Origin of the sequence: Vibrio sp. CJQ_6 (genome assembly GCF_043106745.1) — a bacterium.
Taxonomy (GTDB): domain Bacteria; phylum Pseudomonadota; class Gammaproteobacteria; order Enterobacterales; family Vibrionaceae; genus Vibrio; species Vibrio furnissii.
Genome location: NZ_JBICMV010000037.1, coordinates 216,252 through 231,452, shown reverse-complemented (window position 1 = coordinate 231,452; position 15,201 = coordinate 216,252). Strand labels below are relative to the sequence as shown.

Annotated in this window: 12 protein-coding genes and 1 other annotated feature; of the genes, 8 read left to right on the top strand and 4 right to left on the bottom strand. The window is 51.5% G+C overall.

What is annotated here, in order from left to right; all coding sequences use genetic code 11:
* Positions 1-29: 29 nt before the first annotated feature.
* Positions 30-150: a sequence feature (Phe leader region), on the top strand.
* A gap of 12 nt (positions 151-162) precedes the next feature.
* From pheA to yjjX, 4 genes are all read left to right on the top strand, one after another.
* The gene (pheA, locus tag ACF8PK_RS22660) at positions 163-1,344 is read left to right on the top strand and encodes a prephenate dehydratase (protein ID WP_004728835.1); all 1,182 of its coding nucleotides are present in this window, start codon (positions 163-165) and stop codon (positions 1,342-1,344) included.
* A gap of 177 nt (positions 1,345-1,521) precedes the next feature.
* Positions 1,522-2,568 carry a spermidine/putrescine ABC transporter substrate-binding protein gene (locus ACF8PK_RS22655; protein WP_014204524.1) on the top strand — a complete coding sequence of 349 codons (1,047 nt, stop codon included), beginning with the start codon at positions 1,522-1,524 and terminating at the stop codon, positions 2,566-2,568.
* The gene (locus ACF8PK_RS22650; protein WP_392443700.1) at positions 2,552-4,900 is read left to right on the top strand and encodes a putative bifunctional diguanylate cyclase/phosphodiesterase; all 2,349 of its coding nucleotides are present in this window, start codon (positions 2,552-2,554) and stop codon (positions 4,898-4,900) included. Before ACF8PK_RS22655 ends, ACF8PK_RS22650 begins: the two co-directional genes overlap by 17 nt.
* The gene (yjjX, locus tag ACF8PK_RS22645; RefSeq protein WP_041942487.1) at positions 4,872-5,399 is read left to right on the top strand and encodes an inosine/xanthosine triphosphatase; all 528 of its coding nucleotides are present in this window, start codon (positions 4,872-4,874) and stop codon (positions 5,397-5,399) included. The genes ACF8PK_RS22650 and yjjX overlap by 29 nt, the downstream gene beginning before the upstream one ends.
* A 38-nt stretch (positions 5,400-5,437) precedes the next feature.
* Here yjjX and trpR read toward each other — a convergent pair whose 3' ends face one another.
* Positions 5,438-5,731 carry a trp operon repressor gene (trpR, locus tag ACF8PK_RS22640; RefSeq protein WP_004728843.1) on the bottom strand — a complete coding sequence of 98 codons (294 nt, stop codon included), beginning with the start codon at positions 5,729-5,731 and terminating at the stop codon, positions 5,438-5,440.
* Between the two features lie 54 nt (positions 5,732-5,785).
* A complete protein-coding gene (gene sltY, locus ACF8PK_RS22635) occupies positions 5,786-7,732 on the bottom strand; it encodes a murein transglycosylase (RefSeq protein ID WP_286279588.1) in 1,947 nt (648 codons plus the stop codon).
* Between the two features lie 257 nt (positions 7,733-7,989).
* Between sltY and ettA the strand changes: the two genes are divergently transcribed.
* Both ettA and ACF8PK_RS22625 read left to right on the top strand, forming a co-directional pair.
* Positions 7,990-9,657: an energy-dependent translational throttle protein EttA gene (gene ettA, locus ACF8PK_RS22630; protein ID WP_004728847.1), complete on the top strand. Its 1,668-nt coding sequence runs from the start codon at positions 7,990-7,992 to the stop codon at positions 9,655-9,657.
* Between the two features lie 153 nt (positions 9,658-9,810).
* Positions 9,811-10,188 carry a PilZ domain-containing protein gene (locus tag ACF8PK_RS22625; protein ID WP_004728849.1) on the top strand — a complete coding sequence of 126 codons (378 nt, stop codon included), beginning with the start codon at positions 9,811-9,813 and terminating at the stop codon, positions 10,186-10,188.
* A gap of 50 nt (positions 10,189-10,238) precedes the next feature.
* On the opposite strand, the gene tyrA is transcribed toward ACF8PK_RS22625, so the two are convergent.
* Both tyrA and ACF8PK_RS22615 read right to left on the bottom strand, forming a co-directional pair.
* Positions 10,239-11,366, bottom strand: a complete 1,128-nt coding sequence (gene tyrA, locus ACF8PK_RS22620; RefSeq protein WP_014204518.1) for a bifunctional chorismate mutase/prephenate dehydrogenase — start codon at positions 11,364-11,366, stop codon at positions 10,239-10,241.
* Positions 11,367-11,380: 14 nt separating this feature from the next.
* Positions 11,381-12,454: a 3-deoxy-7-phosphoheptulonate synthase gene (locus ACF8PK_RS22615; protein ID WP_004728853.1), complete on the bottom strand. Its 1,074-nt coding sequence runs from the start codon at positions 12,452-12,454 to the stop codon at positions 11,381-11,383.
* Positions 12,455-12,772: 318 nt separating this feature from the next.
* On the opposite strand from ACF8PK_RS22615, the gene ACF8PK_RS22610 reads away from it, so the two are divergent.
* The gene (locus ACF8PK_RS22610) at positions 12,773-14,449 is read left to right on the top strand and encodes a LytS/YhcK type 5TM receptor domain-containing protein (protein WP_392443695.1); all 1,677 of its coding nucleotides are present in this window, start codon (positions 12,773-12,775) and stop codon (positions 14,447-14,449) included.
* Positions 14,449-15,165 carry a two-component system response regulator BtsR gene (btsR, locus tag ACF8PK_RS22605; RefSeq protein WP_392443692.1) on the top strand — a complete coding sequence of 239 codons (717 nt, stop codon included), beginning with the start codon at positions 14,449-14,451 and terminating at the stop codon, positions 15,163-15,165. The genes ACF8PK_RS22610 and btsR overlap by 1 nt, the downstream gene beginning before the upstream one ends.
* Positions 15,166-15,201: the final 36 nt, after the last annotated feature.

The window sequence follows — 15,201 nt, the reverse complement described above, 5'->3', positions numbered from 1 at the left end:
ATCAATCAACATTTTCCTCGGAAAAACATGACACTTCATTCCCTGTTCTTTTTTGACTTCTTTTTTCTCCAATAACCTTGGAGGCGTGCTCGTTTACGGAAGATAAGTCAAAAACGAACAGAAAGCCTCCCAACGGGAGGCTTTTTTATAAGGATAATTTACATGACAGACAGACAATACTCGCTCGAAGAGATTCGATTGCGCTTAAATGAACTTGATGACCAACTGCTGAGCCTGCTTTCAGAACGCCGTAAACTCAGCATTGAAGTGGCCAAAAGCAAAGTCGAAACCTCCAAACCCGTGCGTGATGCTGCACGTGAGCAGCAACTGCTTGTCAAATTGATCCACGCGGGCAAAGACAAATACCAACTTGATGCCCAGTACATCACCAAGCTCTTTCACACCATCATTGAAGATTCGGTTCTCCTACAGCAGGCTTACTTACAGAATCTGGCTAATCCACAAAGTCGCAAACCGTTGGCGCGTGTGGCGTTTCTTGGCTCGAAAGGCTCCTACTCTCATCTGGCCACCCGTGAGTATTTCAGCCGTAAAAATACCGAACTCATTGAACTAAACTGCGATCAATTCAAAGAAGTCACCCGCACGGTGGAATCTGGCCATGCCGATTATGGCGTGCTGCCAATCGAAAACACCAGCTCCGGCTCCATCAATGAGGTGTACGACCTACTGCAACACACCACGCTGTATATCGTGGGTGAAATCACACAGCCGATTGAACACTGCTTGGTTGCGACAAAAGACATTCGTCTAGAAGATCTCAAAGTGCTGTATTCGCACCCGCAGCCACATCAGCAGTGCAGTGAATTTTTGGGCCGTCTCAAAGGGGTGAAACTGGAAACGTGCGCCAGCACCGCAGATGCCATGAAGAAAGTGCAAGAGCTCAACCGCACTGACGTCGCTGCGATTGGCAACGCATCCAGCGGCAAACTCTATGGCTTGCAAGCGATTCAAGGCAACATCGCCAATCAAACCGAAAACCACACCCGCTTTATTGTTGTCGCGCGCAAACCGGTTGAAGTCTCGGCGCAAATCCCGGCCAAAACCACGCTGATCATGTCCACGTCGCAAGAAGCAGGCTCCTTAGTCTCCACGCTCCTTGTGCTGCAACGCCTTGGCATCAACATGACCAAGCTGGAATCCCGCCCAATCATGGGCAATCCGTGGGAAGAGATGTTTTACGTCGATCTCTCCGCTCATCTGGATTCAGAAAACATGCAGCAAGCACTGATCGAGTTGACGCGCCTCACACGCCACCTCAAAGTGCTGGGCTGCTACCCCAGCGAGAACGTCAAGCCAACCCAAGTCAAACTTGCTGAACGATAACTGAATCATACATTTGGCTGCAAACGCTGGCAGTTGCATATTGAAACCCTATAATAGCCACAACAAATTTCCACGTGTGGTGATACATGCACTGCCGGCGAGTTTTTGATTCGTCGCGCACTGGGCGAAGACAGCAATAGGATATCGAACCGGCGGAGCCGGGCGAACTCAAAACGGATGACGAAATCGATTTTCACGGCCTTGCTCGGGGGATGCGCCCTCACAGCATCTGTCCAAAGTAGCGAACTCAACTTATATTTATGGGAAGACACGCTCTCTCCGCGAGTCGTCGATGCTTGGCATCAGCGCCATCCCGACACGCCGCTTAACCTCTATCATTTCGATAACGATGACGAGCGCAGCTTGCTGATGCTCAAAAGCGTGCAGTTGCCTTTTGACGTGGTGGTGCTCGATAACGTCTCCGCCCACATTTTCTCTCGCCAAGATCTGTTTGAAGATTTGTCACACTTGCCCAACCGCGACAACAATGCGGCCAAATGGAATCAAGCGTGTGGCAGTCATGCCGTGCCCTATTTCTGGGGATACGTGGGCATTGCCTACCGTAAAAGCAAGCTGGCCGAGCCCCCCACCGATTGGTCGCAACTGGTACACATTGCGCCGAACATGCGCGGCCACGTCGGGCTCATTTCCGATAGCGTCGAAACACTGCTGCCCACGCTGTACAGCTTGGGGGTGTCACCGATTACCGATTCCATCGATGTCCTCAAACAGGCGTATCTGGCATTGGAGCAATCCAATCCCAATATCTTGACCTACGAATATGCCCTCAGTTACGTTCGTAGCCATGCCGAAAACGACAATCTTTACATGGCATTAGCCTACAGTGGCGATCAATATTCGCTCAATCGTTTCTTTGCGAACGATGACTGGAGCTTTAGCCTGCCGCAAGGCCAACCTTATTTATGGGTAGATTGCATGGCGATCAACAGCCATTCCCTCTACAAGCCAGAGGCCAAAGCGTTTCTCGAATTCCTGATGCAACCGGAGATTGCTGCCATGAACGCCGCAGATATTCGAGGCGCAACGCCGAACCTGCGGGCCATGCATCTCTTGCCGCCCGAGTATCGCAACGATGCGACGCTGTTTCCCGCACCGGATCTCGTCGAACAAGGGATCATCGATAGCGAACTCTCGCCGGGCAATCTCAACGTCAGAGCCAAAATAATTAACAGTGTGATCAACCAACATGAAGCTCAACCATAGAATCCTTCTGCTGATTGCGCCGGTGATTCTGCTCAGTGCTGCAGCCTCCAGCTATATCATTTACACCAGCCAGAAAGATGCGTTGCTGAAACGGACCGACAGCTATTTGCAATTGAGTATGGAAAAGCTGGCCAGCCATTTCAGGCAAACGCGCGCCTTGGTCAACAGTTACTCCTTCACGCTCGCCAAAAGCGACATCATTCGCCACTACTTCTACTACGAACACAATCCCTACCGCGAATTAGAACTCGTGGACAATTTGCATCAAACCATCAGTATTCTTCAACCCAGCGATAGTCAGCATGTTGCGCTGTCGATCCTCGACGGTGACAAAAACATTCTCTATTACGCCGAGAACAGCTACGACCCGTTTGCTCAAATGGATCCGCTGGTCAAACAGTTCGTCGATCAGCGGTTCAATCAAACCGCGCGTACCTCCGATGTCAGCTACACCGAAAACTCAGCCGGTGAAGGCATATTGGTGCGTTACGACGTGCTGGATACCAAAACATTGCAAACGCCGCTGAGCTACAACCGCGACGAAGTCTTTTTTATCGTGGTGTATGTGGTGCTGGATAAATTCAACGCGCTGCGCCAACACATTGAATTTGATAACCAAAGCCCCATTTTCTTTCAAGAACATCCACCGCAAAACACGCAGCGTCTGACGCAGAGCGTCGAGCTGCAACCGGGCATGTACGCCATTTTGGACCCCGCGCCATTGCTGTTTCGTGACCGCTTGGCACGCATTCAAAAGGAGCTGATGCTGGCGTTTGGTTTCTCGGCACTGGTCACCGTGTTGCTGCTGCTGATCCTACTCTACAAACATGTCATCAATCCGATTCTTCGCCTCGATAAGCAGCTACAAGAAGTTGAGAACAAACAGCGTAAGAACATTGAAATTCTGAACAGCCAAGATGAAATCGGCCGTCTCTCTTCACGCTTCTACGCCATGTATACCGAGCTCGACAGCACCTATCAACGCACCAAAACCTTGGCGGAATACGATCACCTGACCAAGCTGGCCAACCGCCGCCAATTTCAGGTGCAAGCGGAAAAAACCTTGCTGGAGACGCCGCGAAACAGCCATATCTGGGTGCTGTATATCGATTTGGATAACTTCAAATACGTCAACGACAAATACGGCCACCAGATCGGCGACTCGCTGCTGGTCAGCTTTGCCGATCACGTACGCCGCTTGTGTGAAGCGTTCAACCAGCAACATTACACATACAGTTTGGCCGCGCGTTTGTCCGGCGACGAATTTGCGATTGTGCTCTGCGCGCCAAACCGCAAGGCCGATTGCGCGACTCAGTTTGCCCAGCGCCTACTTGACCCGATGCAAAAACAGGACAACTCGCCACTGGGCCACTTTCCAATCACCGCCAGTATCGGCATCGCCACTTATCCAGAAGATGGCCAGCAGATTGAAAAACTGTTACTCAACGCCGACACCGCGATGTATCAAGCCAAGAACGCAGGCAAAAACCAAGTGGCTTACTACTCTCAGCAGCTCGATGAGATCGTTCAGCGCCGCAACACGATTGAACGCGCGTTGCGCTTGGGGCATTTTGATCAAGAATTCAGTTTGGTCTATCAACCGTATTTCACCTGCTCAGGCCATCAAGTCGCCGGGTTTGAAGTGCTGCTGCGTTGGGAGTCCGAACAGTTGGGCGACGTCTCGCCGGATGAATTCATTCCAATTGCTGAACAAACCGGGTTGTTTGGCCAGATTGACCGCTGGGTGATTCAGTCCGCGTTTGCTGAACTCAACACGCTGCGCGAACAATTTACCCAGCCGATTCAAATCTCCATCAACCTCTCGTCGGCGGAGCTAGATTCCCAACATCTGGCGCAGTTTATCCACCAGCATGCGCAGCAACACCAAGTGGTGCCGCGCTGGGTCGACTTTGAAATTACTGAAACCTTTGCCGCCGACTCCAAGAGTTTCCCGCTGCTGCATGAGCTGTCCCGCTTGGGCTATGGCTTGACCATTGACGACTTCGGTTCGGGCTACACCTCCATTGCCCAACTGGTGCAGTACCCAGTGCAGAAAATTAAGTTCGACCGCGCATTTTTGGATACACTGATCGCCACCAACAAACAGAAAGTCATCAAACCCCTGATTGACTTGTGCCACTCCCAGCACATGAAAGTGACCGCGGAGGGCATCGAAAGTGAAACAATGCACCAGTGGCTGGCGAATTATCGCTGCGATTACATGCAGGGATACTTCTTTGGGAAACCCATGTCACTGAGCGAAGTTTGTGCCTGGCAACAACCGAATGAGATGACCCCGTCCTATGAAAAAAGTGATCATTGCTTCTCTTAACCCTGCGAAAATTCGTGCGGTGGAGAGTGCTTTTTCAACCGTATTTCCTGAACACACATTTGCCTTTGAAGGCATCAGCGTCCCGAGCGAAGTGGCCGATCAGCCGATGAGCGACCACGAGACCAAACTGGGCGCGCTCAATCGCGTGCGCAATGCCAAGCAACATCGTCCCGGCGCAGATTTCTACGTGGGGCTTGAAGCGGGCATTGATGCGGGAGTGACATTTGCGTGGATGATCATCGAATCGGACACTCAGCGCGGTGAATCGCGCTCTGCCAGCTTGATGCTGCCACCTGAAGTGCTGCATCAACTGGCCGATGCCCATGAATTGGGCGATGTGATGGATGCGGTGTTTGGCACAGAGAACATCAAACAGAAAGGCGGCGCCATTGGCTTACTGACTCAGCATCACCTGACTCGCAGCTCGGTGTACCATCAGGCGCTGATTTTAGCGTTGATCCCGTTTACAAACCCCGACCACTTTCCCGCCAACCTGTAAGTGCAGGGATAAAAAAACCAGCCCCAAGGCTGGTTTTTTTATTTCAGAATCAATTGACTCAAGATGGCCCGATCGGCGTCAGAACGAGATTTCAGTTCGTTGGAGCCACGAGTAATTGTCGCAACACCGACCCGTAACATTTGACTCACCTGTCGTTGTGACATCTCACCTTTCAACAGTTCACAGAGAATATTGACCCTCGCCACCAACGCTTCGCGCTCATCTGGGGTCATTAACATCGTTAGCAGCATCGCGTGCTGCTCTTGGTCTGCGGCCTGTTTGACTAACGTCATCAACTGCGACCAGTCACTGTACTCAGGTTGTTGGGACATGATTGTACTCGTTGAGTGATACACGCCTCTATTGTAGAGAACACTCAAACAGAATCAATATTTTGTCTCCACCTCATGCTGATTTAAAAATGCACCGTCCACGCCCATCAAGTCACGGTAGTAGGTTTCAAACATCAAAATGTTCTGCACGTAGCCGCGTGTTTCTCGAAATGGAATCGCTTCGATGAAAGCGTATGCATCCAACTGGCCATCGGTTTCTTTGCGCCAACGGTCGACCCGTTGCGGGCCGGCATTGTACGCCGCAAAAGCAAAGATTCGATTGTTGTCATATCGTTCCAGCAAACCATTGAGATAATGGCTGCCGATTTCGATGTTCTTGCCGACTTGGTACAACTCATCCGCATCATCATACGTGAGCTGGTATTTCTTCGCCGTATAGCGCGCGGTCGCAGGCATGATCTGCATGATGCCACGAGCGCCCACAGGCGAGCGGGCTTCCGAATCCATTGCACTCTCCTGACGCGCAAGCGACATCAGCATGATCGGATCAATGCCGTGTTTTTCACCGTAGAAGTTAAACCACCATTGATGCGCCATCGGAAAGCGCAGCGTCATGTTGTCCCACATGCGTGCCGAAATCGAAGCCGTGACCGTCAGGTGATGCCAACGTTTACTTGCCGCATAGGCGGCCAACATCTCTTTTTCTTCCAGCGTGACGCGGCTGAGCAACCAGCTCCATTCACTTTTCGCCGCGGCAATTTTATCGCGATCAATCAGCTCTTGAATTCTCACCAGCGCCGTTTGATACGGTTTGACCTTGTTCGAATCGAGATCAAGCGTCGACACCGGATAATTCACCGATTGTTGCACCGCTTTGGCGGCCGCAACGCTGTAAAAATTGCGCTCCCCTAAAATCGCTTGTAGCCGTTTTATTCCCGCATCTTTGTGCCCAAGCGCCATGTCACTGCGACCGAGCCAATATTGCCAACGCGTGGTCGCTTGCTCTGCTGGAGGGAGTTGCTGAATCCAATCGGTCACGCCCTGCCAATCCACATGGCGTAGCGCCAAACGAATGCGGGTTTCAATCAGGTTGATGTTACTGCTGCCCGCAATCACGCCATCGCGCCATTGACGCAGTTCCAGTGATTCGGCATCCATCATTCGCAGCGCAATGTATTGACCAATGCGTGCCTGTTGAGCGGCGCTCCAATGCTGCGCTTTGACCACCTCGGCCAATGCACGTTGCGCCTTCAGTTCATCGATGCGCGCCAGTTTTTCCAACGCCAACTCAGCTTGGCGACGTGCCAGCGCCGCTTTGGCATGCCGCTGTGCAAACGCCACCACCGTTTCCGGTTTGTCGTATAAGTCGATCATCTCTTGCGCGATGCTGGCGTTGGCTGGGCGATCGATTTTCTTGAGTAGGTACTTCATCAGCGCGCGGTTACGGCCTTCAAAGGCCAGCACCATGCGATCCAAGACCAAGGTATCCGTGAGGCCACCTTGCTTGTCCCACGCCTCAAACAGCGGGTCACAGGCATCCGCAACGCTGCCGCCACTGAGCCACAGCGATTTCGCACCCGCGTAGGCTTCTGCCCGTTTGCCCGTTTGCAACTTGGCGTTGTAATAGTGGCAGCGATACGTTTCCCCATTGGGTTCGTTGGGCGAAAACTGTAGCAACGCGCCCCACTTCTCCTGACTGGCGAGTGCATCCAGATACGGCGCACTGATGCGATTGGCAAAGGGAAAATCATGGTGCGTATCGATAAACGCCCGCACCGCAATCGGGGGCTTGGAACCCAAATCAATGAGAAAACTGCGGTAATCGAGGTAGGGCGTCAGTGGATAATCGGCCAACTGACGGCGGTGTTTCTTAAATTCATCTACATTTTTGTCATCAAGCCACTGCTGGGCTTGATCATACAGATCCCGCTGAGCGTCCAGATCAAGAGAGCTTGAAAACGCTGTGCCGCTAATCAATGAACTGAACATCAACATTGACGATACAAGACGATGCGGCTTAAAAACACACCAAAGCGTCATGGCTCTTATTCCTTTAAAGCTGATTTAACCGACATTTATTACGCTAATTCTAGCGCGAAATGTAAAGCAGCCAGATGTAAACTTGATGTAAATAATGCGACAGAGAATAAAAAAAGTGTCAGCGTTACAAACTCAGCAAACACTATTAGAGCGACTCATCAATTACGCGGGAAAAGCTTGGTCGCTAGTAACAAATGAGAATGCTTTAGTATAGAATGTCGGCTTTATTCTGTTGGAAAGATTAGGAACGATCGGCAATGGCTGAATACGTATATACCATGTCACGGGTGAGCAAAATTGTGCCACCTAAGCGTCAAATTCTAAAAGACATCTCTCTGAGTTTCTTCCCAGGGGCAAAAATCGGTGTTTTGGGTCTGAACGGTGCGGGTAAATCGACTCTGCTACGTATCATGGCGGGCATCGACACCGATATCGATGGCGAAGCACGTCCACAACCAGGTCTAAAAGTCGGTTACCTGCCTCAGGAACCCGTCCTGGATGAATCAAAAACCGTTCGCGAAGTGGTTGAAGAAGCCGTTTCTGACGTTGCAGGCGCTCTCAAGCGTCTGGATGAAGTTTACGCGGCCTACGCTGAAGACGGCGCAGACTTCGACGCACTGGCTAAAGAGCAAGGCGACCTCGAAGCCCTGATCCAAGCGAAAGATGGCCACAACCTTGAAAACGCGCTTGAGCGTGCCGCCAATGCGCTGCGTCTGCCGGAATGGGATCAGAAAATTGCCCATCTGTCTGGTGGTGAGCGTCGCCGTGTTGCGATCTGTCGTCTGCTGCTAGAAAAACCAGACATGCTGCTGCTCGACGAACCAACCAACCACTTGGATGCGGAATCTGTGGCTTGGCTGGAACGCTTCCTGGTGGATTACTCAGGTACCGTCGTGGCCATCACGCACGACCGTTACTTCCTAGACAACGCAGCGGGCTGGATTCTAGAACTTGACCGTGGCGAAGGGATTCCATGGCAAGGCAACTACACCTCGTGGCTAGAGCAAAAAGATGCGCGTCTGCAACAAGAAGCATCGCAAGAAAGCGCTCGTCAAAAAACCATCGAGAAAGAGCTGGAGTGGGTTCGTAAAAACCCGAAAGGTCGTCAAGCAAAATCAAAAGCACGTATGGCTCGCTTTGAAGAACTGCAAAGCACTGATCACCAGAAACGTAACGAGACGAACGAACTGTTCATTCCGCCAGGCGAACGTCTGGGCGACAAAGTGATCGAAGTGAAGAACCTGAGCAAGTCATTTGACGGCCGTCTGCTGATCGACGATCTGTCATTCAACATGCCAAAAGGTGCGATTGTCGGCATCATCGGTGCCAACGGTGCAGGTAAATCCACACTGTTCAAGATGCTGAGCGGCGTAGAACAACCCGATTCCGGTACCATCGAAATGGGCGACACGGTGAAACTGGCGTCTGTGGATCAGTTCCGTGATTCAATGAACGACAAGAACACCGTGTTCCAAGAAATCTCGGAAGGCGCAGACATCATCAAGATCAACAACTTTGAAATTCCAGCGCGTGCGTACTGCTCTCGCTTTAACTTCAAAGGCTCAGATCAACAAAAAGTGATCGGCGAACTGTCTGGTGGTGAGCGTAACCGCGTGCACTTGGCGAAACTGCTGAAAGCCGGCGGTAACGTGCTGTTGCTCGACGAACCAACCAACGATCTGGACGTTGAAACATTGCGTGCACTGGAAGAAGCGCTGCTGGAATTCCCGGGCTGTGCCATGGTGATCTCGCACGACCGTTGGTTCCTCGACCGTATCGCGACCCACATCATCGACTACCGCGATGAAGGTCAAGTGAACTTCTACGAAGGCAACTACACCGAATACATGGATTGGCTGAAGAAAACCCTTGGCCCTGAAGCGGCAGAACCACACCGCATCAAATACAAACGTATTGCCAAGTAATTCGCAGACTCGCAAGTCATTCGCAGACGCAATTGAAAGGCCGCATCATGCGGCCTTTTTTTTATGGCGACGATTGGCGATCACTCATTCGGTGGAATCGGCTCAGGTTTGCTATGCTTGAAAGGCTTGACCTGCCAGTAAAGTGAGAACGCTATGATTGAACGCCGCCGATTTTCCCGCATCATTTATCAGGCTCCGGCCACTCTCTTTCAGGGAGAGTATCAATTGGCGACCTGTATTCAGGACTTGTCGCTACATGGGCTGCTGTTATGGGCCGTCGATGAGCCCGATTTAGACCCCACCAGATTGGTCGATGTGGCCTTTATGCTGCCCGACAGCGACATCAACATCACATTGACCGCACGCCTCATCAGTCAGGATGAACGTATTTTACGCCTCAAAATCGACCACATTGACATTGACAGCATTGGCCATCTCAAACGGTTGGTGGAGCTGAACGTCGGCAGCGACAGTTTGTTGCATCGTGAAATGGAATACCTAGCGGATTTGGGCGACAGCGAGGACGCGTGACGCACAGGCAAAAAAAGCGCTGCCAAAGCAGCGCGAATATTCGGGGGAGATTAGCCTCGATGAATCGAGTCATTTGCTTGTTTTAATAAATTCTGGCTCTCAAGCATGAATTGCTGAGAGTAGTTGCCAAACCATTGGCTGACTTTTTCAAAATTCTGTACAAACCCGTCTTTGTCATGGTCAGCAATCAGTTTGACCGCTTCACCAAAGTTGCGGTAGAAGTGTTGAATCATCTCCACGTTCTCTTCCGACGAGAGAATAATGTCGCCGTACAAATTCGGATCCTGACCAAACAGACGCCCAACCATCGCCAGCTCTAAGCGGTAAATCGGCGAACTGAGCGTCAGCAATTGAGCCAGATTCGGATTCACTTTCGACAGGTGTAGACCGTAGGCGAACGACGTAAAGTGACGCAGCGCCTGAATCAGGGTCATGCCGTGGTCGTGTTCTGCCGCATCAATTTGGCACAAACTCGCTCCCCAAATCCCAATCTGTTTTAGCAACCATTGGTAATGTTCTTCACCGCGACCGTCGCAGTACACCACCACCTGCTTTGCCAAACTCGGCACGTCGGGGCCAAACATCGGGTGTAAACCAACTACCGGACCTTGGTGCGCTTTGAGCATCGCTTGCAGCGGCTTGGCCTTGATCGAGGTCAGGTCGCACAAAATGCAGTCTTTCGGCAAGTTGTTCAGTTTTTCAATCACGCCCAACGTGAGATGAATGGGCACCGTGACCACCACCAAACCTGCATCACTGAGCAGTTCATCGGCGCGATCCCAATCTTTGCTGCCCAAGACTTTCACTTGGTAGCCCGAGAGTCGGAACATGCGGCCAAACAGACCACCTAACTGACCGTTCCCCCCGATGATCACCACCGAACGCAGTTCAGGGTTGAGGCATTTAAAGCCAGAATCTTTTTCACTGGCGTATGACTCACGCATGGTGCGGCGCAGAATGTCTTCAATGAGTTGCGGTGGCACGCCTTTGCGCTCCGCTTCTTCACGGCGAGAGGCCAGCATGGCGGCTTCTCGGTCGGGAACATAGATGGGCAGGCCATGTTTACTTTTGACCTCGCCAACCTTTTCCACTAACGCCAGACGACGAGCCAACAGTTCCACCATCTGCTTGTCGACAGCGTCAATCTGATCACGCAATTCATTGAGTTCTACGGCCATGGGCAATCCTTTACTTAACCTTTGAGGCGATTTTCTAAACAGGGAATCAGCTCCTGATGAGCGTGGCGTAATAATGCCTCAGTTGATTCCCAATTAATACACGCATCCGTAATCGACACACCGTAAGCCATTTGATCCAGCGGCTGCTCTGCTGATTGGTTACCTTCGTTGAGATGACTTTCGATCATTAGACCGATAATCGACTGATTACCTTCACGAATTTGGTGAATCACATCCTCAGCGACCAGCGGCTGACGACGGTAATCTTTGCGTGAGTTGGCGTGACTACAGTCAACCATCAGCGCGGCGTCTAAGCCCGCTTTTTCTAGTGCTTCTTCACATTCCGCCACAGAGACTGAATCGTAGTTGGTCTGCTTGCCACCGCGCAGAATCACGTGGCCATTGGCGTTGCCTTGGGTGGTCAGCAGCGCCACCTGCCCTTCACGGTTAATCCCCATAAAGCGGTGATTCGACGATGCGGCCTGCATGGCGTTGATCGCCGTGGACAAACTGCCATCAGTCCCATTTTTAAAGCCAATCGGCATTGAGAGGCCGCTGGCCATCTCGCGGTGCGTTTGTGATTCCGTGGTGCGCGCGCCAATCGCCGCCCAGCTAAACGTATCAGCCAAGTATTGCGGGCTGATCGGATCCAGCGCTTCGGTCGCCAGCGGAATTTCCATCTCCGCCAGTTCCACCAGCAGTTGGCGGCCAACATGTAGACCGTGCTCAATGTCAAATGTGCCGTCGAGATGCGGATCGTTGATCAGGCCTTTCCAGCCCACGGTGGTGCGCGGCTTTTCAAAGTACACGCGCATCACGATGTAGAGTTGATCTTTCAGTTGTTCTGACAGTGCTTTTAGGCGCTTGGCGTACGCTTTGGCTGCATCCACATCGTGAATCGAACACGGGCCACACACAATCAACAGGCGATGGTCACGTTTGTGAATAATGTCCGCAACGGTTTGACGCGATTCACGGATAAAACGACGCGCGTTGTCACTCAATGGCAATTTTGCCTTCAGTGCATCCGGGGTAATCAGTATCTGTTCATCAACAATGTTGATATCGCTTAGTTCACTTTTCTTCATCGCACCACCTGTATAAATTTATTTACACTCAACATCGTCATGAGTGCCTAAACCGAATAAACAACAAATTAACAGCCTTTAAAAACAATGCAAGTGTAAATATTAAAAAACATTTAATGTAAACTTAAATTTACATTCATTATTTTCGCTGCTTGATACCCAAAGTTACGAATCAAGCGTGTTTTATTCGTTCTAACTCCCCTAAAATAACCACATTCACACCCTTTCTCTGTGCGTCAACGGCAGGCTTCAGAAAGCGGTGACAAACATGAGATTGACATCGAGGCATGACGTCTCGCATTCAATGAAGAAAGGTATATGGATTTAGTTCTCTCTCTGTTGCAGCAGATGTGTGTGTATCTGGTTCTGGCTTACATGCTCAGCAAGACCCCCATCTTTTTGCCGCTGCTTAATATCTCACGTCGCTTAAATCACAAGCTCAGTGTTTATGTGCTGTTTTCCCTGTTTTGCATCATGGGCACCTACTTTGGCCTGCAAATCAACGATGCGATTGCCAATACCCGAGCGATTGGCGCCGTAATGGGCGGATTGTTTGGTGGCCCCGTGATTGGCTTTGCGGTCGGTTTTACCGGCGGGATTCACCGCTACACGTTAGGGGGATTTACCGACGTGGCCTGCGCGGTCTCGACCACCGCCGAAGGCATCATTGGCGGCTTACTGCATACCTATCTGCTGCGCAAAGGCAAAGGCCGTTTGCTGTTTAGCCCAAGCGTGGTGTTTGCCGTCACGCTGTTTGCCGAAATCGTGCAAATGCTGCTGATTCTGATGATTGCCGAACCGTACGATGAAGCCTATGCGCTGGTCTCCACCATCGCGGCGCCAATGATCATCGCCAACTCAGTCGGTGCGGCGCTGTTTATGAGCATTCTGCAAGATCGCAAAACCATCTTTGAAGAGTACTCGGCCACGTTTTCACGCCGGGCACTGAACATTGCCGAACGCTCGGTCGGCATTCTGGCCGCAGGCTTCAACCCGCAGAATGCCGAGAAGATCGCACGCATCGTTTACGAACAAACCAACGTGGGCGCGGTGTCGATTACCGACCGTGAGAAGATTCTTGCCTTCGTGGGCATCGGCGATGATCACCACAAACCCAATACGCCAATTTCATCGCAAAGCACGCTGGATGCCATTGCGCGCAACGCCATCATCTACCTCGACGGCAAAGAGCACCCGTATCAGTGTTCACTGTCGAAAACCTGTAAACTCGGTTCGGCGCTGATCATTCCGCTTCGCGCCGGTGATCGGGTCATCGGCACCATTAAGCTGTACGAACCGAAACGGAAGCTGTTTTCAACCATCAACATGTCGATGGCGGAAGGCATCGCCCAGATGCTGTCGAGTCAGATTCTGTATGGCGAGTATCAAGAGAAACAAATTTTGTTGTCGCGCGCGGAAATCAAACTGCTGCAAGCGCAGGTCAATCCGCATTTCCTGTTTAACGCGCTCAACACCATCAGCGCAGTGATCCGCCGCGATCCCAACAAAGCGCGCGAGCTGATCCAACACCTGTCGCAGTTCTTTCGCAGCAACCTTAAGCAGAACATCGGCACCGTGACACTCAAAGAAGAGCTGGCCCACGTCAATGCCTATCTGACGATTGAAAAAGCACGCTTTAGCGATCGGCTGGATGTCGAAATTGCCATCGACGAAGCGCTGCTGGAGCGCAACGTGCCGAGTTTTACCTTGCAGCCGTTGGTGGAAAACGCCATCAAACATGGCACCTCCAACTTGCTCGAAGGGGGCAAAGTGCGCATCTACAGCATGGCCGATACACATGGGCACCGCATCGTGGTGGAAGACAATGCTGGCAGCTACCAAGCGCCACGTGAGGATCATGATGGCCTCGGCATGCAAATTGTGGCCAAGCGCCTGACCTATAAATTCGGCGCCAGCTCCGCGCTGAACATTGAAGTGGAACCCAATCAATACACGCGGATGAGTTTTATCATTCCGCATAAAGGAACGTATTAATGCTATCTGCACTGGTCATTGATGACGAACTCTTCGCTCGGGAAGAGCTGACAGAATTGCTGGAAGAGAGTGGTGAGGTCGAGGTGATTGGCGAAGCCAACAACGCCATCGAAGGGCTCAAAAAAATCAATCAGCTCAAGCCAGACGTGGTGTTTCTGGACATTCAGATGCCACAAATCACCGGCATTGAGTTGCTGGGCATGCTTGATCCAGACACCATGCCCAAAGTGGTGTTTGTCACCGCTTATGATCAATACGCGCTGCAAGCGTTTGAAGACAATGCGTTTGATTACCTACTCAAGCCGATTGATCCGGCAAGGTTGGAAAAAACCATCCAACGCTTGGGGCGCAGCGTGAACAAGACGCAAGACTACTCCGCCCTGGCGCCGAATAATCTGGATCAGGTGCCGTGCATTGGCCTGAACCGCATTGTGATTGTGCCGACAGTCGATGTGGAGTTTGCGTTTAGCGACATCAGCGGCGTGCACGTACAAACCCATCAGCAACGCGCCACCAGCCAGTTGACGCTCAAAATTTTGGAAGAGAAAACGCCGTTGGTGCGCTGCCATCGCCAGTATCTGGTGAACACCAAAGCGATCAAAGAAATCAAACTGTTGGAAAACGGGTTGGCGGAGATCATCACCCGCTCCGGCCATCAAGTGCCCGTCAGTCGCCGTTACCTCAAAGAACTAAAAGAGAAACTGGGCTTCCACTAACCGTTGACCGCAAAATCGCTGCAATGACAAAAGGCT